Source organism: Alteromonas sp. W12 (assembly GCF_001924945.1).
Classification (GTDB): Bacteria; Pseudomonadota; Gammaproteobacteria; order Enterobacterales; family Alteromonadaceae; genus Alteromonas; species Alteromonas macleodii.
In genome coordinates, this window is the sequence record NZ_LQXH01000009.1 from 129,843 (window position 1) to 156,128 (window position 26,286).

The following is a 26,286-nucleotide window of genomic DNA, read 5'->3' on the forward strand; positions in this document are numbered from 1 at the left end:
ACGTAATATTGAGCAATGATAAAAACGGCGCTTATTAGCGCCGTTTTTTTATTATAAAGTTAACATGACGTCATTTTATTGCTATATAAACGTCTATATGGTTGCCACTCACATAGTGCTCGAAGTCTATTGAAAACGTCCTTTCATACTCGGCACCTCCTTCTGTGAAATAGCGCCAAATATCGCTCCATGCATCAATGGCAATTTGCGGCATTTCACCTTGTCGCGAAAAAACGAGATACTTTCCTGCGGGAATAGTGATGTGCTCAACCTTTAAATGTTCGGGCACTGAGTCACCGTCAAACCCAGCCAACACGGAAAAGTCACCGGAATGATCGGATTCGTAGTTGAAATACACGCCATACACTCGCTCGCCGCCTTTATAGTCAACAGCTATCGAATTATCAAACCTTTGCCAAAGTGTGGGTATCTTTCCCAGTGGTGAGAATTCAGTGTGATTATTGGTAATCACCGAAAAGCCTTTAATATCTATCGGTGAAGAGAGGTTCCTTACGTTCATACAACGTCCTAATTGTTAAGCATACAGAAAGTTAGTCTAAGCAAACGGATTCAGACAAACCATGTTCCAGCAGAATGACTTTAACACCTTACCTTAAGTTTCACTCTTAATGGTACGTTTCTTGATTCAGTTTTTGATAAAATGATAAACGCCTCTCAAAATAAAAAACAAAATTAGGACACACCATGGCACATTCAGGAAACGTCGTTATTTCAGGTGATGGTTACGATGTTATTGACTGCGAAACGTGCGGATTCAAACATGTTACGCCACTTCCAGACAAGCTCGAAAATGAGACTCTTTATCGTGACAGCCATTATAATGACGGCGAACGAGATAGGCTAAACTACTATGAGCGAGACCGCGATTGGTGGCTCATGAGCTATCGCGACGTGCTTAACGAAATAGCTCAATTTATCTCGCCTAATGATGATAATACTCTGGTTGATATTGGCTGCGGTGCAGGCCTTTTTTTGGAAGCAGCCAAAGAGGAAGGGTGGAATACAGTTGGTGTCGAAATAAGTACAATAGCGGCAAACCATTGCCGTGATAAAGGCTTAGATATCATTAATAGCAGCTTCGATGCTGACCTAACCAGCCTTCCAGAAAACATCAAAGTGGTTCACATGCGCAATATTCTAGAACATGTTCCCGACCCATTCTCTCTTATCAATGTGGCTTTCGACAAACTTGCCAGTGGTGGTGTTTTAGTTGTGGGTGTCCCTAATGACTTCAACCCTCTGCAAGAAGGCTTAAGAAAAACACAAGACTACAAACCTTGGTGGGTTGCTGTCCCACACCACCTTAATTACTTTGATTTTGACTCGCTAGAAGCACTCGTTTCAAAATGTGGATTTAATCCTTTAAGCCGTTTTTCCAGCTTCCCGCTAGACCTGTTTCTAGCGATGGGCGACAACTACATTGAAACGCCAAGCGTGGGCCGAGAATGTCACCTGAAACGTGTCAACTTTGAATGGTTCATGGAAAATGCGGGGTTAAGCCACTTACGACAAGATATTTATCGCGCTTTTTCTAACCTAAACTTAGGAAGAGAAGCCATTGTTATCGCGCAAAAGCCTTAGGATTGTTAATGAAAATTGAATATATAACGAATGCGAGTTTTTTGTTTACTTTCAGTGACGGAACAACGGTTTTAACCGATCCTTGGTATGAAGACGGCATTTACCATGGCCTTCTTTTCAATTACCCTCCTATGCATGAAAAGCAGCGCACACGCTATCTAAATTTAAAGCCCGACTATTTATATATTAGTCACATTCACGGTGACCACTTTAATCCTTTTACGCTATCTCATTTTGATAAAGACATCCCAATATTGATCGGTAAGTTTCCGACCCCTGCCCTTCGCTTAGCTTTACAGCAATTAGGGTTTACGAATATTACGGAATGTACCTTTGACAAACCTTGGGAACTTGGCGAGCACAGTATAACCATTATAAAAGAGTTTTCAGGGTCTTCTGACGATATCGTGAATGAAACAAACATACCTGTTGATTCGTCGATATATCTTGAAGATGGAAACGGGTACAAGGTATTTTTTGCTGTAGACAACCCGATGCAAATTAGGCACGCAGAGCAAATTAAGGCGACCTTCGGTAAGCTTGATGCTGCAATTCTTGCTTACAGTGGCGCAAGTATTTACCCCTTTGTTTTTTCTCATTATAGCGATGATGAGAAACACACTCGCGTAGCACAGTTAAAAGCCTCTCGATTACAGAAGTTTTGCCAACTTGCGGAAATTATTGATGCAGATTTCAATATTCCAGCAGCTGGATCTTTTGTGATAGCAGGAACAGGTTATCAATACGCGCAGTATCAACATCAAGCATGCCCTGAGGAAATAGAATCGGCCTGGCGTAATCACAATCTTAACGAGAATAAGCTGGTCATGTTATCGACCGGTGACGCTCTGGACTTAGCTTCCCGTTCGACAGAGCACTCGCCTCTCGCGCTAGATAGGAATTTTACTCAGCAAGACAGAATAAACTACGCTGAGTCTCTCGCTGATTTTCCTTGCGAGCTTCACAAAATAACTTGGCCTGACGGGCTTATGATGCCAATCAATAGCTTAATTTTTAAGGCCAGAGCAAACGTATGGAGCGCGCAAGAAAGGTTATCTACATTCCCAAATACTGATGTGGTTTTACACATTAAGCCGGTAGGGCAACTGCAAGCTGGCTTGCAATGCCCAATCTACGCCAAGATAGACATGAAAAATGAACGCGTTCAAATAAATACATTGTTTGAGCCTACTGAAGATAAACCTTATATCAAGTTTACAATGACTACCCAGGTGCTTATAGCGCTTCTTCTAGGCGGTACATTTTGGAACGTAGCTGAGTACCACATGACAATTGAACGCGTTCCTGATCAATTCGATCCTACTCTACGAAGCTTGATGTCGTATTTTAAACTGTAGTGCGCTGAGTCATTTTGCTCATTTGGCCATCATAAATCGCACGCGTTTGCAGCGGGTAGCATAGACGGTGTTCGCGACCGCTGCCATAGCGTTTTGGTTATTAGACTTTAATTTTCAATACTTTCCCTTATCAACGAGCATTTCAGTTTTAGAACAAATATAATCCGGTTTTGTCTCATCCAGGTTGCAATATATTGTGAATCAACGTTTTTTACTTGCCATAGTCGCAGTGCTTTTGGCGATGGTAACCATACAGTCTGGTGCATCGTTTGCGAAACAACTCTTTCCTATAGTTGGCCCTGAAGGCACCAGTGCTCTTCGTGCGTTTTTCGCCGCGTTGGTGTTAACAGTAATTTTTAGACCTTGGAGAGCGCGCTTAAGCGCAAAAGGATGGCGTAACGTTATTTTCTACGGCGCTTGCTTAGGCGCAATGAATATCATCTTCTATCTTGCGATTGAGCGTATTCCCCTTGGCATAGGTGTTGCACTTGAGTTCACCGGACCATTGGCTGTGGCATTTTTTAGTGCCAGAAAAAAGAGAGACTTTGCTTGGGCTATTTTAGCCGTTGCAGGCGTTTGTTTGCTGCTTCCCGATATTGGCGGCGCGTCGGCCGAGAGCTTAGATCCCGTCGGCGTTATTCTTGCCCTTACAGCCGGAGCGTTTTGGGCCGGTTACATCGTATTTGGAAACAAAACAGGCAACGAAGGTTCTGGCGGTGTTACGGTAACATTAGGCATGCTAGTGGCCGCTATCTGTGTAGTGCCTATTGGCGTTGCAAGTCAAGGTATCGCCTTACTCTCGCCACAGGCTATTTTCATCGGGTTCGCTGTAGGCGTATTCTCGTCGGCTATCCCGTATACGTTAGAAATGAGTGCAATGCGCAATATGCCTAAGCAAACCTTCAGCATTATGATGAGTGTTGAGCCCGCCGTTGCAGCCATAGCGGCGTTCATCATTATTGATGAAACCCTCACGCTTTCACAATGGTTTGCAGTGGCTTTAGTCGTTATTGCTACCGCTGGGAGTTCAGCCACACAAAAACAATTACCCAAACAAAAACAAATTGAAACCCTTTCCTAGGGCCTGTTGACCTTTGGTGTACGAATTTTGGTCTAAATGGAAGCCTTTTAATCGCGAAACAGTCCTGCAAGCCTAGCGAGCTAAGTTAAAGGACTGTGACAAAGAGTAAAAGGCTTCCATAACGACCCCTTCGGGCAGCGCCTTTGTGCCATCTATACTGCGTTGAATGTTTTCGATTTAGAACCACTAAACCGTCAAACATCCGCCTTGTCTAGATGGCACACAGACCGCTGCAAAAATGTACAACAAAGGTCAACAGGCCCTAGGGTTTCAAACTTTCTTTACTTTTTTACCATCCTTATTTTTCCCCTTTTTGAACTCAGGTCTTATTCTTTTCGTTAAACAACTAAGTTAATAGTTGATTTAGTGGCTTAGGGAAAAATTATGAAACATTATGCGGTAAATACAGAAGTAGAATGGGAATGGGGAAACGGTAGTGCAACGGGAAATATCAGAGAAAAATTTACCAATGATGTAGAGCGCACGATTAAGGGTTCGTCGGTAAAACGAGAGGCTAGCGACAGCGACCCAGCATATCTCATTGAACAGGACGACGGTAGCAAAGTGCTAAAATCTCACAGCGAAATTACGAAGTCGTCTTAATTTGTTGATTAATAAACCTAAACGAAAAATACAGCGTTCTTTTTTCACTGATAGCGATGTCGTCAATATAGCAAAGACGCTCATTGGTAACGTCCTGTTTAGTAATGTCGACGGCGTACTAACCGGGGGAACGATAACAGAAACGGAAGCCTACCGTGGTCATCAGGATCTTGCCATGGAAAAACACCTGTTGCGGCGCCCTTCTTCGATATCAACACTTAAAAAGCAAGGCGGCGTTGCTTACATCTACACCATTTATGGTTCTCACAGTATGTTAAATATTGTTACCAATGACGCTGACCACACTGATTCAGTTCTGATCCGAAAAATTAAGCCTACAGAAGGTGTAGACAAAATGCGTGAACGTCGCGGCGTGAACACATCATTGCGTAATCTATGTGACGGTCCAGCTAAGCTGACACAAGCTCTTGCAATAACTCCTGCGCTTAATGGTGAGCCTGTAGTGAATAACACTTTGATTTGGATTGAGGAAAGTAACCATGCTATTGCTAGTAAACATATCACTAGTTCGCCTCGCATCGGCATAGACTACGCAAAAGACGATCAAACCGGTAAGCTAGGTGCACGGGATGACACAACCTTGCCTTGGCGGTTCACGCTTAAGTAGCGCACCTCAATTGAAACTACTTCGCAAAAGCGAAAGTCAGCTTGCAGTCGATGTATTTGAGCAATTTGTTTACCACCCTTGGCACGGCAATATCACCGTTAGCAATTTTTGATTCAACATAAATATCGCAGTCATCATATTGAATTTGCTGGCGAATAACGTAATCGTTGAGTTCGTCAAACAGGCTTTCTTTTAAAGGCACCATGCCAATGAACGCACCTGAGCCTTTTTCATCTACGAATTCTTCACGCTTACTAAAGTAAGCGCCTTCAATTTCTCGTTTTAGCGTATACGCCTGCATGGCATCTAATTTTGTTAAGCGAAAGTGCACGCTAGTTTGGGAGTCTGTCACTAGTTATCTCGGTTTTTCTTGAAGTTTATCTAAATGGCTACTGCTTTATTTCAACTTTCCAAGGCGGGTTCACTCTATTCTCTCCTGCCCAGTACAGCTTTATTTTGTTGCCAGATGGATCTCTTAAAATGGCCTCTTTCCAAAGGTAGCGCTGCTGCGTTGGCGGCTGCTCAAAACGAATACCTTTTTCCACAAGAGAGGTATACAACTCTTCTAGCGCCTCGTGCTCAAAATAGATCACACTGTGATTTTGAGCACTTTCGCTTTCTAAAGAGAGCGAAAATGTGGACGAGCCTTCAGGACACGTGAATCTGGCATAATGCGGTGTATCTACAATTTGAGTGAACCCAAGTGTAAGGTAAAACTCCACCGCTTCGACCATATTGGTAACGGGTAACGTAACTTGGTTCAATTCCATGAAGACCTGCTCCTTGTATTTGTATTGTTTGCGCTAGATTTAATCGTCGCGTCCTAGATAAGCGTGAATAGCTATGATTTTACCGTTTTCATTAAATTTCAAGACATCAACAACGAACAGTGTTTCAGACTTATCCACCACAATTTTGAGCTCACCAGACACCATCTTCTCATTTACCATAGTAGACAGCACATCTATTTCTATCGAGTCAGCATTCTCAAAGTTCTTACGTGTTTCATCAACGGCTAACCGTTTACCTTTTACAGAAATTTTCCAGTCCCTTAATGCAATGTCATCCGCAAACATATCGGAAACACTGTCTAGGTCCTTTTGTTCATAGGCTCTTAAGTATTGAATAAAGACTTCGACCCACTCCATTTTACGTGTTCCCTTTATCAGTTTTTTAAAAGACACCAGCCAATCGGTTTACACCCAAAAGGCCAGCGTCCAGTTAATATAACCGTTACACTATCAAAAATAACGTGGCTGCTGTGGCCGCGCCCATTGTAAGGTTAAACTGCCGTCTTCGAGTTGGCGAACTCAACCACACGCGTATTTTTGCGCCTACCGCTGCCCAAAGCGAGATGCTTGGAAAACCAATCACGGCAAAAGCGGTAACAATCGCAATACCAGATTGGGTGTAGTGCTCGCCAGGCAGTGAAAACGTGCCTACGCTGGCTAACGCCATCATCCATGCTTTAGGGTTAATTAACTGAAATAATGCCCCTTCCCACCACTTGAGCGGCCCTTGGCGTTTGGTCGACTTAATTTTGTTTTCTACTAGGCCTACTGGCTCATCTACGGGGCCAGTGGCAATTTTAAATGCTAACCATAACAGGTATGCCACGCCAAGTACTTTTAGCACGCTGTACAGTACGGGAAATATGTTGAACAGCGCACCAATGCCTAGCAGTGTGCTTATCATTAGACCTGCAACACCAATTACAATACCCAGCATGTGCGGCAGCGAACGTTTATAACCGTATTGTGCCCCAGAAGCCAATAGCATCATATTATTCGGGCCAGGCGTTACCGTACTGATGAACGCGAATGTCGCAAGCGCGATGAGTAAAGATGTTTCCATGACAGTCCTTATGTGTTGAGGTGAGCAATGCGTTTCTTTAAAAGAAAGGGGTCGGTTAACCAAACGCTTGTTTTTCACCAACACAATACAATCATATTTTTGTATGCATCATACCCAAATACGCTTAAAAACAGCCATACAGTTTAGTCATGGTAACGTCTGTATGGTAGTTATTTCACCAATCTGTATGGTTAAAAGCTCCTGTCAATTAAGATATAGTTATCTGTATGCAGATAACTTCATAAGAATAAATATTGCGATGACGCTTTACGAAACATTAGCCAATGAACTTAAAGCCCAAATCGAGCGTGGTGTTTTTGAGGTGGGGAACAAGTTACCTTCGGTTAGGCAGCTGTCAACGGAGCATAAAGTAAGTATAGCTACCGTGCAGGAAGCATATCGAGTGTTAGAAGCGCAGCAACTGGTAGAGGCAAAACCTAAATCAGGTTATTTTGTCGCCCGTAGTATATTAATAGATAACACCCCTAGCATGACGAAGCCTCCGCAACGTCCTATGGATGTGTCTCAATGGGAAGATGTACTAGACACTTTGCTGAATACCTTCAATAAAGATCATGACGCTAAAACCCTGTGCCAGTTTCAGCATGCCATGCCCAACATGACTGCCAAAACCCTTAAACCGCTTATAAAACGCCTGCATGAACTCACCAAACATCGAGCCTTGGACGGCATGATATACGGTGACGTAAAAGGTGATGAAACTCTGCGAAAACAGCTAAGCCGATTGGCCGCAGCATCTGGCTGTGTGTTGCAAAGCGACGAATTCATTGTGACTTCTGGCTGCCAGGAAGCCTTATCTGTTTGCCTTCGCGCAGTGGCGAGCGCCGGCGATGTGATAGCGGTAGAATCCCCCGGATTCTACGGTGCTATGCAAGCTATAAAAGGCGCCGAATTAAAAGCATTAGAGATCCCCACCGACTCTGCAACAGGACTGAGTTTAGAGGCATTAAAGCTAGCGCTTGATCAATGGCCGATCAAGGCCATTTTAGTCGCCCCAACGGTAAATAACCCTCAAGGATTCGTTATGCCTGAGGCGAAAAAGAAAGCGTTATATGAATTGGCCAGAGAGTACGATGTAGCCATTATTGAAGATGATATTTACGGCGATATTGCCTACGCTTACCCTCGTCCAAAAACCATTAAATCTTTCGATAAAGATGGGCGTGTTTTACTGTGCTCCTCGTTTTCAAAAACGCTAGCGCCTGGTTTTCGCGTGGGTTGGATAGCGCCGGGAAGCTATAGAAATAAAGTGCTCCACGTTAAATATGTCAGTAGCTCTATGTGTCCTACTCTACCCCAATTAGCTATAGCCAGTTTCATTGAGCAAGGCGGTTATGACAAACATATTCGGGCTATGCGTCACCATTACCTAAGTGCACGAGACGCACTACGTTCAGACATTAAGCGTTACTTTCCCGCCGACACCTGTATTAGCTACCCTCAAGGGGGCTATGTGCTTTGGGTAGAGCTAAACAGCCGTTATGACTCCGTGAAGCTGGCTGACGAAGCCAAGCAAAAAGGAATTTATGTCGCGCCAGGGCAGCTATTTTCGGCAACAGGTAAGTATCGACATTGCCTGCGTTTTAATTTCATTGATAGCACGCAGGCTGCGCGCACCGAAGCTATTCAGCGTCTTGGTGAGATGCTTGTTGCACAAGAAGCCTAATTTTTTATACAAAGTGCGTAAACCCAAGGGCAGTTGATCCACATCAACGCAGGCTAGCCGTAAGTCCACCAAAATAAGACCATCCAAACTAACCTGTGAAACTTTGTATGCTTACGTTAGTGAATAATACAGATGCGAATGATGACATTGTGCCTGAAGCACACGGACTATACCGTCTGCATTTAAAGCCTAACACACAAATGGCGATAGAGAATAAGCCCGTCTTCGGTGCGAATATTACGCTACATAGCAGCGTATTAAAGCACGATAATTTTGTGGCAACGCCAGATAATATATTAGGTTGGCTGGATCACTGCGGTTTGTCACACTTTGCAGTGAAAGCCGAGACCGACAATTCAGAAAGTGAAGACACGTCTGTACTTTTGCCTTCACAGTTTTTAAATGCCGAAGGCGGAATTTTGCGTGTAACTGTCCCCACCCGCATTTATCTAATCAGCAAAACCCCTATTGATATTAACAAACGCGGCCTGTGCCTTTTTACGCCAGTAAAATAACCACACAGAAATGTACTCTGACCCCAAAATTTTTGGGGTCAGAGTACATTTATTTCTATTCAATCTCTGGGGTGGCGTTTGATGTGCTCTCTAGGTGCAGGCTAATCGCTTCAGACAGCCCGGAATAACGCTTATCCACCCGCTGAACCATGTGGCTAAATGTAGCGGTGTCAGAGATGATTAAGCAGCCGTCTTTAGCACGGGTTAACCCTGTGTATACTAGGCCTCGATGAAATAAATTGGCGGCTTTTTCGCTATCAGGCTTAGGTAAAATAAGCACAACATGATTAAATTCAGAGCCCTGAGATTTATGTATGGTCATGGCATACACAGTTTCAAACTGCGGTACTCTTGATAGCGATATGCTGCGCAACGCTTGTTTTTGCTCTAGCGTATTGTCAGCACTGTCTCCTGCATTTGCCAAAGCTTTCTGACTTGAACCGTTTTGACCTGAAGCTTGGCTATCCTGGTAAAACCACGCATATAGCTTTCCTTTGCTGTCAGGCCAGATTACACCAACCTCACCGTTTGATAGTCGCTGAGGATGATGATTCTTGACAATCATAATGGGCTGACCTTGATAGAAATGACCTTCCCGCTTTCTGATTTTGTGCTTGATAGCATCGAACACCAAAATATTCAGGCCTTCTACGCCCATTCCGCCTTTGCGGACTGGGGTTAGCCACCTAACCACATTCAGGCGATTAAGCGCTTCTTCGGCACTGCCAGCGTCAAAAATAGGCAAGAAGCTTTCTTTGGCCAACTGTTGTAAATCACGGCCGCTAACCTGGAGTTCTGGCCATAGGTGAACGCCGGATTGTAGTCGCGATGCCGTATTTGAACCAATACCCGCACTTTCGTTATTGTCGCCAGCCTTATCGCTAATCGCGGTAAGTGCGCCGCTTGCATCACCTCGCTGTATGGCCGTTGCAACTTTTGCCACCTGCCCCTTGAAGCGCTGCGGTGCTTGCAGAGTTGCTACATAGCTTTTTGCCTGCTCATCAACCGGTAACAAGGGCAGATGCGGGCATAGCGTAGCAATGTGCTGTCTCATCAACGATGGCACGCCACCTAAAGAAAGCGCGTCGTCATGACTGTTAAAACTAAGTGAGCTATGTGTGCTGTTTGTGCCATTTGACACATTCGCGTTTTCGTCAAAACTTGCTGGCCCGGTACTAACTAGCTGCTCTAACACGTTGCCAAGCTCAACCGCAGGAAGCTGATCTGCATCACCGATAAAATAGAGCCGTGCATGGTCTGGCAATGCTCGTACTATACGTGTCATTAGCGCTAAGTCGACCATACTTGCTTCATCGACAATAAGTACATCTGCTGCCAATTGATTGTGCTGATTGAACTTGGTCGATACACCGTGCTCGCGCAATCCTAGTAATCTATGTAGCGTCACAGCATCGGTAGGCACGTTGTTAAGCACTGCGTCGTCCAACTTGCCGCGAAGTCCGTCTATGCTGTTCATGATAGACTCCGTCATACGCTGTTGCGCTTTACCTGTAGGCGCTGCCAGCACAATTTTTAAGTTTTCATCGCAAGCCTGTAGCGCCAGTAATAAGCGCAATACAGTATAGGTTTTACCTGTTCCTGGCCCACCGTTTATAACGCAAAAGCGCTGCATTAGGCTTTTCGCCACCGCTATTTGCTGCCAATCTTGCCGATCGGTTGTTTCGGTAGGAAAGATTGCTGGCCAAAGTTGCTTTACTTTTTCGCTTGCCTCATCACTTAACGGCGTAAGCGCAGCTCGTTTTACAACATTGCGCGCTACTTCTTGTTCAAATTCATAGTAGCGACGGCTGTACAGCTTGCCGTTGCTATAGACAAATAGTTGAGCCACCTGCTCGTTAACCAGTGCGCTTTTTAAAATTCTAAGTAACGGTGTTAGTTGTGGCACGTCAACACCTGCTTTGGGCGCTTTTTCCTGCTCGGTTTGTTCAACCAGCGTCAGTGAAGCAGCCGCCGCCCCATTACTGCTATGCTCATTCGTTTCAACCGCCAAGGCTGCCTCTTGTTCTGCGACTACCTCTTTAAAAAGCGTCGTACCCGCTATGTCTTTTAGATAGATACAGCTGTGGCCATTGCGCTGCATATAAGACAAGTATGCTAAGATCCCAGCCCAAATAAACTGTTCTTCTTGCTCCAGTTCATCAATAAAGCCAAATTCTTTTGCGACAAATTTGTCGATCGCCTCGATGCCAAACAAGTTATCAAAAAATGACGGTACAGAGTGTTGATTGCTTTTCATTATTTTCCTTTGCTTTAGCCTCTATGATGTTGACTACTTGTCATCGAAACTAAACTGCTGCTGACCCGAAGACGTTTGTTCCAAAGGCTGGTGAGAGCTGCCTGCATTCGAAGAACTATTGCCTTGCTGGGCATCGCCTTTGCTCGCAAATATCCCGTCTAATCGATTGAGTACAGAAGATGGAACATCAGTATAAAATACCCCTTCCCCGCGCTCGTTTTCTGGGTGCATACCGCGTAGATACAAGTAATACACTCCACCAAAATGCATATCTGGGTCGTAGTTAGGCAGCGTATTCTTTAAATAGCGATGTAGCGCCAAGCAGTAAATTAAGTACTGAAGGTCGTAAAGGTGATGCTGGTTATTGTGAAACAGCGCTGTTGGCGTGTAGCTATCAAGGGTATCGCCAAGCCAGGTTGATTTGTAGTCTGCCACATAAAACTGACCGTCATGTTCAAAAATCAAATCAATAAACCCGTGCATCATTCCCTGTAATTTAGCTGTGATTAATTGAGGCGCTGTTTCCATCTCGCCACCAATAACGTCAGCTACGTTTTGCCTATGGGTAGCGAGTACTTCACGAAGCTGAGTCCATTGCGTGTCGTTCATTGGAAAATAGAATTCGGCTTCGCGCAGGGTTTGCGCTAAGGGCAAATCACTCATACTTAGCTGCATATTGGGATACAGAGGCGTCTGTAGCGCTTCTTCTAACCATTCATAAAGTAGCGGCGTTCGCTTTTCATCTAACCCGAAGCGGTTAACCAGTTCCTTACCCGTTTCTTCCCAATCGGGCGCACTAAAGTCACTGTGCTCTAGAATATCGTGAAGTAAATTACCTGCGCTCGCACCTTTCTCTAGGGTAAAACGCAGATCACTTTTACTTACCGTACTTTCAATACCTGCCGAGGAATTGATGTCTGCATCAATTGAGCCCATCTCACCCATAAGGGGGTCGCTTGCATACACTTCTTCATCTCGAATGGTTTGAAGTACGGGCACACTAGGAAGGGTTTGACTCAAGGGCTCTGTTATTGCGCCGGACTCTGCTGCTGTGCCTGTTTCAACGCTTTGGTTAGCACCAACCGTGGTTAAACGGCTCATTGCTGAGAATGAATACAGTCGCCATTCTTCGCTTGCCGTGCCGGTAAATTGCAACGCGGTTAGCTGAGGTAACTCATCTTCTTGTTCAAAGCCATTATACACTTCCTCAAACTCATCACCGTCGATATGGCTGGCATGGGACGCATCTTCATCAGCAACGCGGTTTAACACACTCGACCAATCGTTGTTGCTGCCATCGCCGCCTACACCAAGTGCTCGTGCTAATGCACTTCTTTCATTGTTAGTTAGCGGTACAACGCCCATGTAACAGCGATGAGCAGCTCGTGTTACCGCCACATAGGCCAGTCGCATGTCTTCCGCTTCGCTCTCGCTTTGAACGCGAGCTATCGCCTGTGGCGTCTGCCCAAGCTGCATTTGCAAATCTTGTTTTTCTTCGTCGTAATAAGTAAATATTTGCGACGTAGTGTTGCCGTTTTTAGCGGCGTCTCTGTAGCCGGTGGCAAAAGGAACAAACACGATGGGGTACTCTAGCCCTTTCGAGCCGTGCTGAGTAATAAGTCGAATAAGTTGGCTGTCACTTTCAAGGCGCAAAGTAAGCTCTTCATCGCTTTCAGGCTTATGAATTTGCTTATTCAACCAGTCGAGTAGCTGCTCTGGGCGCTGGTGAGTAGTGCTAGCTTTTTCCAGCACTTCGGCCAAATGTTGATAGTTAGTAAGGGCGCGTTCCACGCTGTCAGCATGAGGTTGATAGCTATCTTGCATTAAATACAGCAGCACACTCATGCACCCTTTTTGCAGCCACATATCCCGCAGCGACAATACCTTGTCGATAGCCGCATCCCACTGCGCGTCATCTTCATGGTACAACAGTTCAATAAGTGTTTGGGCACTATAACCCCAAAGCGGTGACGCCAAGCTCGACGCCACTTTACTGGTGTCGTTAGCATGCCAAATACCGTTGAGTAACCGCAGTACATCTTTGGCTTCGGCACTGGCAAATAAGTTACTGCGATCGCTTAAATAAACGCACGCCAAGCCTTTTTGCTGCAGTACACTTTTGATAGCGCCAGCTTCGGTCCTGTCTTTCACCAAGATAGCGATATCCTGAGGCCTCACCGGCGCGGTGCCACCATTGGCGGTTTGAAAGTGCGCTTCGTTCAATAAGCGGTAAATCTCTTGCGCAATCCACTGAGCCATTTTGCGACGCATAATGTGGGCGTTTTCTTTGTCGTCCAAACACATGCTAACGTAGTTCATTGCGCTGCGTTTCGTTACAGCACTTTTCATTACACCGCTCTTCATTACAGCACTTTTCATTACATTGTCTTGTTCGGCAGGGTCGATAAGTGGCGTTTTTGCCGCGGCCGCTTTAGGCGTAAATTCGACTGGGTTGTATTTGATATCAAAACCAAACACATCGGCAGGTCTATTTGATGCCACAGGCGCGCCATAAAATAACCGATTGTAGGATTTAACCATTCCCTCAACCGAGCGCCAGTTGGTATTCATCACCCAGCGGTAATCTGCCTGCCTACCCGCCTTTAAATAGGTAAAAATATCGCCACCGCGAAAGCGATAAATCGCCTGCTTGGGGTCACCTATCATTAATAACGCACTTTCGTTAGCATTCTCAAGATTAGGATAAACTGCGTCTAAAATCGCGTACTGCTTTGCATCGGTATCTTGAAATTCGTCGATAAGCGCAACGGGAAATTTTTTGCGAAGTTCAGGCACAAGAGTATTGTTTGGCTTCACCACTTCGTCGGCGAGCATACGAATAAGATCGTCGAAGTCGATAACGCCCAGCTGTTTTTTCTGCTTTTCAACGCGGGATTTGATGAACGCAATGGCTTCAACCACCAGCTTGAATACAGGCACTTTGCCAAGCGCTTTGTCTTTTTCACCAAATGCTTTTTTTAGCGCCCCTGCAAAATCTTTTATAGGCGTTAAGATCTCTTTTACGCCAGATGAATTTCGCGCATATCGGTTACCTTTAACAAAGGCTTCCGCTTCGGGCGGCGGAAGATAATAACTTTGTTCATCCACGCAAGAACGCAACCAAGCTTTAAGTGCAGCCAATTCCTGAGGCCGCTCTTTTTTATGGGCCGGTGTTTTGATGAGCTGTTCTACCAATAGCCCTTCATTATCCTCTACGCTTTGAAGTAGAGACTTCACGTAGGCTAAAGACGTGTGCGGCGCTTCATCTAGCTGCTTTTTACACGCCGCCTCAATATCCTCTTCACTAAGCAATATTGGGGTCAGAGTACTTTTAATGCTGGCGTTAAACTCTCGCAGCAGTTTTTCAGGTGTATGCCAGCCAGACTCTGCCAGTAGCCTAAACTCGTCCTCACTTTTGCTAATTTTTCGAATGAAGTCTTCGGCAGCTTCAAGGTATAAGTCGCTGGTGTCATTGCCCAAATTAAGCGACATGGCAAAGCCGCTGTTAAATGCTAATTGGGTAATAACATGCTGACAAAAGCCGTGAATAGTAAACACCGAGGCTTCATCAAGCTCCAGCTGCGCCGCTTTTAAAAGTGCCAAACTCTCGTCAATATCACAGCTATTAAATAAATACTGATAAACCGGGTCACAGCCACTGTCTATTTCATTGCCGTTATCTTTGGCTTGCTGCCAAATAAGGAGGGCTTCTCTTAGTGTTGCCGCAATACGCCCCTTTATTTCTTCGGTTGCGGCTTTGGTGAAAGTCATCACCAATATTTCTTTGACGGTAAGCTTTTTTTCAAGCAATAGACGCAAATACAAGCGCGTAATATTAAAGGTTTTACCTGTACCAGCGCTGGCCTCAATAAGGTGGCGCCCTTTTAACGGCATAGCGACTACATCGAGTAATTGCGCTTCAGTGCCGCTGTGGTCGTCGGTTTGCGGCTGAGATTGTTCGTCTATAGGGTTATCAGAGGATGTAGGGTTGTAACTCATAGCTTCTCCTCCTGAGACGCATTGTTGACCATGGCGAGCAGCACAAAAGCACTTAAATGCGGTATATCATTCCAACTCACGCCCTGCGGAAACAACCAATTTAAGTAAGGGTTGCTTGCCATATCGGCGCTGAATTGCCCGCTACTTTGCTGCCAGTCTGTTAATGCTCGCTGTAACTCTATCGTGTTAAAAAGTGCAGCGGCTTGCTCCACCGCCTGTTTCGCTTTTTCATGTTTTTCATTTGTCGCTTCACTAGCTACAGCGTTGTCTTTATCAGTGAACGGGCACATCTCGTCAATTGCATGTTGTACTTGGCTAAGTATCGCTTTGTCGGTTTCACTAGTCCCGTCCGCACTCTCTAGTAACGCATGCAGAATGTCGGTAATCATCTCAGGCTTTATGCTTTCCACTACAGGCTTAGTGTCTGAATTTCTGGTTCCGGGCATAAAAGTACCGAACAAACTTAAATGAATAGGTGTCGGCGCCGTGTAAACTGCCATATAAAGCTGTTCAATAAACAAAAGTAAACGCACAGCAGTTTCCCGGTCGTAAGCGGGGAAGCGCTGCTTTTTCAAAATGGTTTCGCCCTTTTCCCAGGCACACGAATAGATATCCAGCGGATAGTTGCTGTAGCTGGTTTCTTCATCGCTACTTGAAAAAACTAATTGTGAAATGAAGAAACCCAAAGCGCGATGTGCGTCAATCTTGCCTGCACAAAGCTCGACTAGCGCGTCACTGCCTAATAAAGCCGATGAAGTAAAGGTGATGTATTTGCCTTGAAAGTGCGCTTTCTTAGGCTCCGCGTCGTGAGGGCCCATCGCCTGACTTAATGCCAATGCCCCTTCTTTCCACATGTCAACTTCATCTCTGGCAACGGGGTTATTGGGAATATCCCCTCTAAGCGACGCAAAAGTGATCACTTTTTCGCTATAGGAAAGAGAGGTGACATCATCTTTCTCTGGCGCAACGCGCTCTGCAGACGAAAAGATAGCGTCGAGCACCTGGTAACGTAGCAGCGCATTGGTTTCAAACGGCTCGCTATTTTCAAGTAGCGTAAACGATTGAGACAGATTTACGCCCAGCCGTTGGACAGAGAAATACTCCAGCGGATCTTTGAAAGCTCTCGCAATTTGAATACCTGATAAACGAAGCGATTGCGTTGATAGTGCATCAGGTGATGGTGCTAACGTTGCCGTATCCGCATCATTGGCAGATTCATTATCTGCTTCATCGGTATTTAATTTCGTTTTCTGTAACGCGTCAGCTAACCGTAACCACCCTGTTTCGTAGCTCGGCAAGGTTCCCGTAAAGCCTTCTTCACTGAACGGGTGAAGCGGCGCATTAACGCTGTACTTTGATAAATCCAGTGCATAGCTGTTTGCTAACATATCCATAAACTCAGCCAATACTAGACTGGGTTGCCGCTCACTGTTATTGGTAACGTCGTTCCCTTGGTAACTTAAATATAAGCTGTCTCTGGTGGAAATAATGGCTTCTAGGAATAAATACCTGTCTTCCAAACGTCGTGAGCGGTCACCTATTTGGCGGCCAGCACCTGCCATTAAATCGAGACCCAGCGGGCTTGATTTTCTGGGGAATTCACTGTCGTTCAGCCCCAAAATGCACACTTTTTTAAACGGAATGCTTCGCATGGGCAGCATTGAACACACCGTAACCTGACCGGTCATAAAGTGGTTACCGGCATCTGGCGACGAGAATCGATTGAGCAGCAGGTCGCGAACCTGACGAAGGGTGAGCTCGTGTTCATAACCTGCCTCTTCACATCGTGCAGCAAGATCGGCAGCAACTTTGGCAATAAGATCCCAACTTTGCTGCTGGTCTTTTATCGGCATAAAACACGCATCTCGAAGCGATATTAAGGCTTTAGACCACTGCGCGGCCGTCCTTGGGGCTGTTAATACTTGGGCAAACTCACCCAACAGCGCCACAACGTCAATAAGCTTGCCTAGCGTAAGCGCACTTTGTCCTTCAACGTCGGGAATAGTAAGTAGGTCACTAACAATGACTTCACTATCTGGTGCAAGCATGCCCATAAGTAATCGGCGTATTCCCCACCACCAGCTATAGGTATCGTCTAGATCAACACCTTCTGAAACGGCAGTTTTGTGGGCGCTATTAAGACCCCAATGAATATGAGCTTGTTTTAGCCAAACCACCATTTGCTCAATATCATCTTGTGACACTGAGAAACGCTTTTGCACTGAATCTAACTGCAAATAATCCATAATGTCCGACACACCAAAACGGCTATCGGGCAGTTGTAGCAGCGCCATAAATGCCGCAATCAACGGCTCTGCATCCATTGGGCTTCTATCTGCAATGGTACACGGAAGCCTAACCTGCCCCCTGCCAGCCAAAGCCTTTGTGCCTATTCTGTGAAATACAGCATCAACAAATGGCGCGTAGTTTTCGATGGCCGGGCACATCACCAGAATATCAGATGGGGTGCGCGTTTTATCTTGAGATAACCAGTGTAACAAGTGGTCGTGTAATACCTGCACTTCGCGAAGTGCGGAATGGGTACACATGATAGTAACGCTATCGTCTTTTTCTCTTAAATCATGAGTAAGTGGCTTCGGTTGAGCGGCTTGCAAGATATCGTTATGAATATACTCGAGTAGACCACGAGCATTGTCGCTGTCAGCATTATCGTTTGTCTCTTCAAAATCCGGTGAATCAAACGCACTAATCTCAAAGGTATCCAGTTCAGTGAGTAAGTTGAATAGCTCTCTGCCCTGCTTACCTAAGTTGCCAAGCAGCGGGTTTGACTGATCTTCTTCCATCCATTTCTTAAGGCCTTCTAAGCGCAATAGCTTCGCCTGTTCGCTACTGCTTTTCGCTTCACCCCAATAATTAACGCTAGGATTTAAATGAAATATATGAATATCAATGTGCTGCGCGAGGGCGTCAAAAAATGCGATAAGCTGTGGGGCCATAGTATTAATAGCAAACACTATCACACGATCAGGCAACTTGTTCGTTGGCTCGCTTGGTAAATGGCCAGCTTCCAACGCATCGAGCGTCATTTGATGCAAACGCGCAGGATGCAGCGGTTGCTCTTTGACCAATATGCGCCAAATTTCACTTTGCCATATCTCCATGTCATCAAGTACAGCGCGTTCGTTAGCTTCCCATTTAAACAACCAGTCCGGGCGGTACAACAAGTATTGCTCGTACACATCGGCCAGAGCGGTAGCTAGCTGAAGGCGCTGTAACCCCTGCTCTTGTTCACTTCCTGCATTTTGCCAATACCGGTTAACTTGCTCGAAGGCTTCTGCGCTCATCAGCGAGCCATCTTGGAGAATATTGTCGATTCGCCATGTCAGTACTTCACGACGATAGGGAGATTGCTTGGGTACTTTGTCCTGTCCAAGTACTGTACGTGCTGTATTCCACATAAAGCGCACTGGTAAAGGGTAATCAATATTCATTGCCACGCCGTGTTCAGTGGCAAGCTGCATACTGACCCAGTGCTGCATACCCGGGCTTTCAACCAAGATGGTTTCTGGTGTAAACACACCCATAGGCTGCTGACGTAAAAGCGTGGTGAGAAGAAAACTTAAGTGTTCTAATTTATTAGAGGGGTATAGCGCAAGCAATCGAAAAATCCTTTGTAGAACGTGCTTTTAGATACTGTGCAAAGACTGAACAGGTATCGTCGACCTTATAATTTAGTGTATCGCATTGTGCTCAGTAGTTAAGTTATTTCTCCAAAATTTAGATAAGCAAATGTCTTATGATAATAAAACAAATACCGGGGGCATGGCGAAAACAATATCCGGAGGGTTCTTAGCAAAGTGATAGCGAGTTCTGGCGCAGTAAATGAGTGCAAAGAAGCGTGTGTAGGCGATTTTCAGACAAAAAAAACCCACACAGACCTCAGGACACGAAAAATCTGTATGGGTAAGGTTTACGGTCTACTCAGTAACAACGTGAATAAGCGTTGCCTGGCACTCATTCACGTTAGCGCTACTGAGCAGCACTGTTAACGCTTTATGTTTTGCAGGTTGAATGCCAACTTTTTAAACCTGAAATATCAACAACTTAAACAAAAATAGAAAACATGACCAATAAGTCATAGTTTTACCGTGGTGCAAGTGCACCACAAGCAAGCAGACATTAGAGAAAGCGCTTTACTCTCGCCGTCCTAAATTTAGCAGTTTCTCCCGAAGCGTCATTCAAGTACAATTTCGCCTTTACGAAACGCAACACAATTTCACGGTCAGGAGCAACAATGTTAACCGCGCAACAACTCGCCACTATGCTTTCTCTTCAGGATAAAATGAACGCCAAAGTAAACCCAGACTGGCTAAATGCTGGTTACGGATACTTACGTGCAGCAATGGTAGAGTCAGTTGAAGCAATTGAGCATCACGGCTGGAAATGGTGGAAAGCACAGCAAAAAGACTTGCCACAGCTTCAGATGGAATTGGTGGATATCTGGCACTTTGCACTAAGTGCCTGCATTATTGAATATAAAGGCGATATCGCTGAATCTGCAAAAAGTATTGCTTCTGAATTAGCAAGTGGCAAAACGCTAGTAAGCTTCGATGGAAAGGACTACGACGCGTCAAATTTGTCGCTTCTTGATAATTTAGAGCTCATGACGGGCCTTTGCGCCGCCAAACGCTTTAGCGTGCCACTATTCATGTTCATCGTAAGCCAGTGTGAAATGTCAGCTGACGAACTGTATCGTCAGTATGTAGGTAAAAATGTACTCAATTTTTTCCGCCAAGATAACGGCTATAAAGAAGGCACTTACGTAAAAGTGTGGGAAGGTCGTGAAGACAACGAGCACCTGGTAGAAGTAATGGATGCCCTAGATTTAACGAAGCCAGAGTTTAGCGACTTAGTGTATGAAGGGTTACGCTCTCGCTACCCTTCTTAAAGCGACCAATGCGTTTCGTTTATCGCGATGTAGCGTCGCTGTAGTGCTTATAGCCCAACACAGTTTCAACGCTTATTGCGTCTCCTTCTGATAACAAAAAGCTCTGTCATGGACAGAGCTTTTTCAAAAATTACCAAAGCAAAAGACTCAACGACGATTTTACGCGTCAACCCAAACTAATTTGTCGCTATAGCTACCTTGGATAATATCAACAAAGCGGTCTTCTAAAACATGACGTTTTACTTTGAGCGTCGGAGTCAGCAAGTCGTTTTCGATGCTCCATTCGTTTTTCATAATGACGACGCGATCCATAACTTGATGGCTTTCCAGTTTTGCGTTGATAGCTTCGAATGTTTTCTTAAGGCTTGCTTCAATGCCTGCTTTGTCTTTTTTCTGCGCTTCTTCACTAAGCACTAGCAAAGCCACAGGTTGAGGCAAATTAGTCCCCGTTACACACACTTGCTCAACAATAGGGTTTTCCATGAATTTTGCTTCAATCGGCGCTGGCGTAACATACTTACCCTTCGCGGTTTTAAAGATGTCTTTTAAACGACCAGTAATTTTAACGTAGCCATCAGCATCAATGACCCCTTTATCGCCAGTGCGCAGATAACCATCCTCAGTAAAGACTTCAGCCGTTTTTTGTGGTTCCAAGTAGTATTCCAGCATATTGCACGGCGACTTAACTTGAATCTCACCTTCTTCTGACGTGCGAATGTCTACGCCGTCGTATGGCTTGCCGATACAGCCGATTTTATCATGACGGAAAGGTACACTGCCAGTGCCATAAGCACTGTTCTCGGTCATTCCCCATCCCTCAGAAATGTAGATACCAATTTTCGCGAACCATTCAATGACTGCTGGTGCAAGTGGCGCCGAACCGCTTGCCCACAAACGTGCGTTATTAATGCCCAAGCCATCGCGAATTTTCTTCGCAACAATTTTGTTCAAAATTGGAATTTTAAGCAGCGTATCCAGTTTCTTCTGCGGCATTTTCGCTAACACGCCCATCTGAAACTTTGTCCATAAACGCGGTACCGAAATAAATAGCGTTGGCTGACAGTGACCTACATCCCGTTGGAAGGTAGTTAAATCTTCTACAAAGTGAATTTTGCCACCACTGTAGTAGCTTGAAAGCTCGACCAGTACACGCTCTGTAATATGCGCAAGTGGTAAGTAGCTCATTGTGCGATCGTTTTGGTTAATACCCAATTGATCTAGCGAGCGACGCGCTGCCCAACAAGCCGTATTGTAACTGTGCACCACCCCTTTAGGCTGACCAGTACTGCCAGACGTATAAATGATTGTCATCAAATCATCCATATTAGGTACAGGCGAGTCTGTTATGGGCGCGATATCCATAAACGCTTTCCATTGCTGCTTAGTAGCAATGTTTGGATAAGGAAAGGCAACCGTTAAATATTCTGAAGGAATAGAGGCAACTTGTTCCGCAGTATTATCTAGTTTTCCAACGAACAATAGCTGTACGTCAGCATGTTTCAATACATACTGGACTGTGTCTGGACCGGCTGTTGAGAAAATAGGTACCGACACGTGACCTGCCATCATAATGCCCAGATCAGCGATAAACCACTCAGCACAGTTTTTTGAAAAGATACCTATACGGCTGCCTTGCGGGAAATCGAATTCACGTAAACGTGCTGCCACTTTTCTGGCTTGTTCGGCGACTTGCTTCCATGTGTAGTCGTGGTATTCACCGTTAATAGGCTGCGTAAGAAATACGTCGTTCCCACGGCTCTGTTCCCAGTGGTACAACATACTTAATGGCGATGTTATTACTTCCGTGGTATTTGCGTTTGCTGTCATGTCTAGCGGCATAAGTCACTCATATGTTGTTATAATGTAGCTCATTTTTACAATGATTTCACAGACTTCTAATAAGCCCTATTTTTTATTGAAAAACAAGCTTTTTAAACAAGCGTTTACATTCTATGCGACGAATAACAAGGCTTTAGAGGCTAAATTTAGTTTTCTTATAGATTTGGCTTTTGAATCTTTATGGTCTTATCTGTTAGAAAAACGCGGTAAATATCGACGTTTTACCACGCTTTAAATAACAGCGGTGCAACTTCCTCGGCGGTACAAGGCTTGGCGTAGAAATAGCCTTGATGGAAATAACACGCTTTTCCAATCAATTCTTCCGCTTGCGCTTTTGTTTCAACGCCTTCCGCAACACAACTCATATTCAAGTTATTCGCTAACGTAATGGTTGTTGTTACCAGCGCTTCGTTTGCATTACCCGGCGCCATTTCGTTAACGAAGCTCTTGTCGATTTTTAATACCGACAACGGATAACGCTTTAAATAGCTTAAAGACGAGTAACCTGTACCAAAATCGTCAAGGGCTAATACAAAACCTTCTTTCACAAACCGATTAATCTGTCTTAACGCATTGTCACTGTCATCCATCAATACGCCTTCGGTAATCTCGAATCGAAACGCTTCTTTGGGTAGATTGAACTCATCAAGCAGGGTTAGCACACCGGTTAAGTCGAATTCGGTTTTGAAGTGAAGTGCAGATAGATTAATAGAGACAAACCCCGTGAAGCCTTGGCTGTACCAGGACGACAAGTCCTCTGCCGCTCTTCGCATTGCCTGTCGTGTAACTTCTATTATGTACTTCAATTCTTCAAGTACCGGAATGAACTGATCGGGGAAAAGAGGCTCGTTATCCAGTTTTCCTCGCAGCAGTAACTCAACCCCAATAGTGGTATTAGTTCTGGCATCTATAATTGGCTGGTAGTGATTGAAGAAGCAGTCATCTGAATAGGCACGTTTTACTTTATTTTCAAGCTGTAAACGCGTTTTGGCACGTTCACTCATGTCTGTCGTAAAGTAGGTAAAGCCGCTTAATGCGTCCTTCTTCGCCGTATACATGGCCACATCAGCCTGCTTGATAAGCTCAGCAGGCTCAGAGGCGTCTTCTGGATAAAACGCCACGCCAATACTGCAAGAAACACGAAGCACTTCCTCTGCTAACGATATAGGCGTTTCTACTGACTCAATGATTTGGGCCACGAATGAGCTCAAGTCGTCATTGGCATTAACTTCCTCAATAACAATAACGAATTCATCGCCACCTAATCGCGCAACGGTGCCCGACTCAGCCACAAGGTTTCGCATTCGGTTGGCTACAATGCGCAGCAGTTTGTCACCGTAGTCATGCCCAAGTGAGTCGTTAATACCTTTAAATCTATCCAAGTCAACAAACATCACCGCCACACGATGCTCATGATGACGGGCAAGCCCAATAGCATGCTCCAGTCTGTCTAGCAGCAATGTTCTGTTGACCAAGCCTGTTAAGCCGTCGTAGGTCGCGATCACCGTTCAACAGCTTGTAGTAGTACTTTACTTTTCCTATGCCTGACATCGCTAATGACGAAAAATGGATTGTTAACCCATAATCTTCGTAATCGAGATCGAAATGATGTCCACTTAGGTTTTTAAGCGGCTGATTAAGCACCCTATTGTCTACGGCAACTTCCGTTATAGCAGTTTGCTTACTGAGCAAACTTCTTCCAACTTCCAAGCTTTCCAATTGCGATGCAGAGAAAACCACAGCGCCGCTCGTCGAACCGTAAGCCAGTCGACCGTCCTTAAGCTTAAGCGAAGCCCCCTGGTTAAACTCAGAAACACTTAGCTCTCGTCCGTAGATAAAGTTCTTAATTTGGCCGGTAGACGGATCGTAATTGTGTAACCCTTTGTGCGAACTAAACCAGATATTGCCTGCTTCGTCTTTTTGCAGTCCGTAAACAATGTTTGATAATAAAATATTCGATTCATTAAGGTTGTACAACGGCTCAAACGTGTCTGCGTCTATACCAACCAACCCTACGCCACTGTATGCAAGCCACAGCACACCCATATCGTCGATAACCCACGACGATATAGAGCGATCTCGGCCACGCTGTAGCTCTGAGAATCGATAGACCAATTCATGCTGAAACGTCTCTGGGTCGATTAACCACAAACCACCTTCGGTAGCAAAAAATAATCGATCATTGTGGTAATGAGACTGCCCTAAAAAACCCAATGAAAAATTTATGTCAAAAACACGAGGGTCCAGCTCTAAAGAGGAAATTTCTTTTTCGTCCACGTCATACTTTACAAAACCTTCGTTGCCAATAAAGTACAAATCCCCTTTATCTGAAAGCATCATTCCGGTGCCATACGCATCAAATATGGTGTCATCGCCACCTTTTAATACCTCTGGCCGGTTAGCCTTCCCTGTTTCCATATCAAACAACCGTATTCCGTTGTACGTATTGAGAAACAATTCGCCACTTTGCGTTGGAACAATTTTGTCTACGGCTCCTTCGCCGATAATCGCTCTTTGGCTTTTTGAATACAGATACTTCTCAGACTTTTTGGTCGTGAAATCATAGTGATTAAGCCCATTTTCTGTACCTATCCAAATTTTATTAGGCTCAGTCTCGGCAAACGACCACACCACATGGCTAGTCAAAACGCTAGCCTCACCTGCTCGTTCATTCTGGATGGCAAAAATATCCGCACTTTTCACACCGAAATACAGCGCGCCAGCATAGACTGAACTTAACCAGAGGTTGTCAGATTCATCTTTGGCAATGGCGATAATTTTTTTGTTTGAAATTTCGGTGAAACCGTTATGCGGCTCTAAGATGTGTTCGTATTCCCAACCACCTGCTTTTTTGCTCAGCTGATATAGCCCTTTATTAGTGCCCATCCAAAAAGCGTTGTCTTTGTACTGAACCAACGTCCACACGTTTCTGTCGGATACGACCTGTGTAAAGACATGTTCTTTTTCACCCTGTACCTGCTTGAGAAAGTCTTGTTTCTGAGCAACAAATACGCCCAAAACCGTCGAGATCCACACCCTGTCCTTATCGTCTAAAAGTAAAAACTTTGCATTGGCGTTATCGAGGTTTTCGGGAATATCACCCAGGTAATCAAGTCTACGTAAAGGCTGTTCAAAATTGTTGATATTTTTGACGTACACCCCCGATGTAGTGGCTACCAGTAAGGTGTCTTCAACGGTGATTGCCGCCCGGATGCTTTGGCTGTTACCCAACAGCGGCTCAGGGAGCTTTGCTATTCGCTCAAGGGTTTTAGTTTGCGTGTTAAATTTATGCACTTCTTCTGTCAGTGCAATGATAAGGTGCGTGTCATCTTGCCAATGAAAGGTTTCCGCATGTTGCACAAAACCTTCAAAGTCGTGGTAGTACGTTGGCTCTAATTGCACCACATCCTGAGTGGCTAAATCGAGATAATAAACTCCTCTGCCGTACACGCTAAACCACAACGCTTCAGTACCTTGCAGGGCAAGTCGATAAATGGATGAGTCTATAAGAGAATTGTCTGGACCTGCTACTCGTTTAGTTCTTACTCCATCCCAACGAACCAAACCACCTTCTGTGGCTATCCACACAAAGCCATCTTCGTTTATAACAATGTCGTTGACGATATCTTGCGGAAGGCCATTTTTGGTCGATAAAGACTGAAAGACGGGATTAGACAGTCGCGGTGAGGCCACCGCTTGTAGGCTTACAACTAAAACCAGCAGTAAAAGATAGTTGAAATATCTCATCAAAAATGGGTCGCACGTTTTAAATTTTTATTATAAACCCAAGTGTAACAGAATGTTTTAAACTTGGGCAGCTTCTAAAATGAGGTTTTTATAAACGTGAAGGAAACATCTATCGCATTGATAAATAAATATTAATTTTTCTAAAGCGTACAATATGAACAAAAGCAAAAGGCGCGTCCGACTAAATACACTTAGGGCTATTTCGAT

The 26,286-nt window shown here is 44.9% G+C and carries 19 protein-coding genes; 8 read left to right on the plus strand and 11 right to left on the minus strand.

Going from position 1 to position 26,286, the window contains the following annotated elements; all coding sequences use genetic code 11:
* Positions 1–70: 70 nt before the first annotated feature.
* Complete coding sequence (locus tag AWH61_RS14160; RefSeq protein ID WP_075177419.1) at positions 71–520, minus strand: GyrI-like domain-containing protein; 450 nt, start codon at positions 518–520, stop codon at positions 71–73.
* 185 nt (positions 521–705) lie between these two features.
* On the opposite strand from AWH61_RS14160, the gene AWH61_RS14165 reads away from it, so the two are divergent.
* The 5 genes from AWH61_RS14165 to AWH61_RS14185 all read left to right on the plus strand — a co-directional run bounded on the left by AWH61_RS14165 (position 706) and on the right by AWH61_RS14185 (position 5,272).
* Positions 706–1,602 (plus strand): class I SAM-dependent methyltransferase, encoded by an 897-nt coding sequence (locus AWH61_RS14165; protein ID WP_075177420.1) that lies wholly within the window; start codon positions 706–708, stop codon positions 1,600–1,602.
* A gap of 8 nt (positions 1,603–1,610) precedes the next feature.
* Complete coding sequence (locus AWH61_RS14170) at positions 1,611–2,960, plus strand: MBL fold metallo-hydrolase (RefSeq protein WP_075177421.1); 1,350 nt, start codon at positions 1,611–1,613, stop codon at positions 2,958–2,960.
* Between the two features lie 196 nt (positions 2,961–3,156).
* Complete coding sequence (locus AWH61_RS14175; RefSeq protein WP_014949793.1) at positions 3,157–4,041, plus strand: EamA family transporter; 885 nt, start codon at positions 3,157–3,159, stop codon at positions 4,039–4,041.
* Between the two features lie 384 nt (positions 4,042–4,425).
* Positions 4,426–4,644, plus strand: a complete 219-nt coding sequence (locus AWH61_RS14180; protein WP_014949794.1) for a hypervirulence associated TUDOR domain-containing protein — start codon at positions 4,426–4,428, stop codon at positions 4,642–4,644.
* Between the two features lies 1 nt (position 4,645).
* A complete protein-coding gene (locus tag AWH61_RS14185; protein WP_249922653.1) occupies positions 4,646–5,272 on the plus strand; it encodes a DNA-3-methyladenine glycosylase in 627 nt (208 codons plus the stop codon).
* 16 nt (positions 5,273–5,288) lie between these two features.
* Here AWH61_RS14185 and AWH61_RS14190 read toward each other — a convergent pair whose 3' ends face one another.
* From AWH61_RS14190 to AWH61_RS14205, 4 genes are all read right to left on the minus strand, one after another.
* Positions 5,289–5,624, minus strand: coding sequence for a hypothetical protein (locus tag AWH61_RS14190; protein ID WP_014979563.1), 336 nt, complete (start codon positions 5,622–5,624; stop codon positions 5,289–5,291).
* Positions 5,625–5,661: 37 nt separating this feature from the next.
* Positions 5,662–6,042 carry a VOC family protein gene (locus AWH61_RS14195; RefSeq protein WP_014976792.1) on the minus strand — a complete coding sequence of 127 codons (381 nt, stop codon included), beginning with the start codon at positions 6,040–6,042 and terminating at the stop codon, positions 5,662–5,664.
* Between the two features lie 39 nt (positions 6,043–6,081).
* Positions 6,082–6,420 (minus strand): nuclear transport factor 2 family protein, encoded by a 339-nt coding sequence (locus AWH61_RS14200; RefSeq protein ID WP_039225393.1) that lies wholly within the window; start codon positions 6,418–6,420, stop codon positions 6,082–6,084.
* An 85-nt stretch (positions 6,421–6,505) separates the two neighbouring features.
* Positions 6,506–7,126, minus strand: a complete 621-nt coding sequence (locus AWH61_RS14205) for a LysE family translocator (protein WP_039225391.1) — start codon at positions 7,124–7,126, stop codon at positions 6,506–6,508.
* 259 nt (positions 7,127–7,385) lie between these two features.
* Between AWH61_RS14205 and AWH61_RS14210 the strand changes: the two genes are divergently transcribed.
* Together AWH61_RS14210 and AWH61_RS14215 are read left to right on the plus strand one after the other, a co-directional pair.
* The gene (locus AWH61_RS14210; protein WP_075177422.1) at positions 7,386–8,813 is read left to right on the plus strand and encodes an aminotransferase-like domain-containing protein; all 1,428 of its coding nucleotides are present in this window, start codon (positions 7,386–7,388) and stop codon (positions 8,811–8,813) included.
* A gap of 107 nt (positions 8,814–8,920) precedes the next feature.
* Complete coding sequence (locus AWH61_RS14215) at positions 8,921–9,328, plus strand: hypothetical protein (protein WP_075177423.1); 408 nt, start codon at positions 8,921–8,923, stop codon at positions 9,326–9,328.
* Between the two features lie 55 nt (positions 9,329–9,383).
* Here AWH61_RS14215 and recD read toward each other — a convergent pair whose 3' ends face one another.
* Genes recD through recC form a run of 3 tightly spaced genes read right to left on the minus strand, consistent with a single transcriptional unit; the run spans position 9,384 to position 19,204 of the window.
* A complete protein-coding gene (recD, locus tag AWH61_RS14220) occupies positions 9,384–11,585 on the minus strand; it encodes an exodeoxyribonuclease V subunit alpha (protein ID WP_075177424.1) in 2,202 nt (733 codons plus the stop codon).
* 33 nt (positions 11,586–11,618) lie between these two features.
* Complete coding sequence (recB, locus tag AWH61_RS14225) at positions 11,619–15,584, minus strand: exodeoxyribonuclease V subunit beta (protein WP_075177425.1); 3,966 nt, start codon at positions 15,582–15,584, stop codon at positions 11,619–11,621.
* Positions 15,581–19,204, minus strand: a complete 3,624-nt coding sequence (recC, locus tag AWH61_RS14230; RefSeq protein ID WP_075177426.1) for an exodeoxyribonuclease V subunit gamma — start codon at positions 19,202–19,204, stop codon at positions 15,581–15,583. The genes recB and recC overlap by 4 nt, the downstream gene beginning before the upstream one ends.
* Before the next feature lie 635 nt (positions 19,205–19,839).
* On the opposite strand from recC, the gene AWH61_RS14235 reads away from it, so the two are divergent.
* Positions 19,840–20,493 carry a dUTP diphosphatase gene (locus tag AWH61_RS14235; RefSeq protein ID WP_039225377.1) on the plus strand — a complete coding sequence of 218 codons (654 nt, stop codon included), beginning with the start codon at positions 19,840–19,842 and terminating at the stop codon, positions 20,491–20,493.
* A 159-nt stretch (positions 20,494–20,652) separates the two neighbouring features.
* Here AWH61_RS14235 and AWH61_RS14240 read toward each other — a convergent pair whose 3' ends face one another.
* The 3 genes from AWH61_RS14240 to AWH61_RS14250 all read right to left on the minus strand — a co-directional run bounded on the left by AWH61_RS14240 (position 20,653) and on the right by AWH61_RS14250 (position 26,082).
* Entirely contained in the window at positions 20,653–22,332 is a 1,680-nt protein-coding gene (locus AWH61_RS14240) for an AMP-binding protein (RefSeq protein WP_075177427.1), read from the minus strand.
* 221 nt (positions 22,333–22,553) lie between these two features.
* On the minus strand, positions 22,554–23,837 hold the full coding sequence (locus AWH61_RS20240) for a putative bifunctional diguanylate cyclase/phosphodiesterase (protein ID WP_249922654.1): 1,284 nt from the start codon (positions 23,835–23,837) through the stop codon (positions 22,554–22,556).
* Positions 23,743–26,082 (minus strand): ligand-binding sensor domain-containing protein, encoded by a 2,340-nt coding sequence (locus AWH61_RS14250; protein ID WP_249922655.1) that lies wholly within the window; start codon positions 26,080–26,082, stop codon positions 23,743–23,745. Before AWH61_RS14250 ends, AWH61_RS20240 begins: the two co-directional genes overlap by 95 nt.
* Positions 26,083–26,286: the final 204 nt, after the last annotated feature.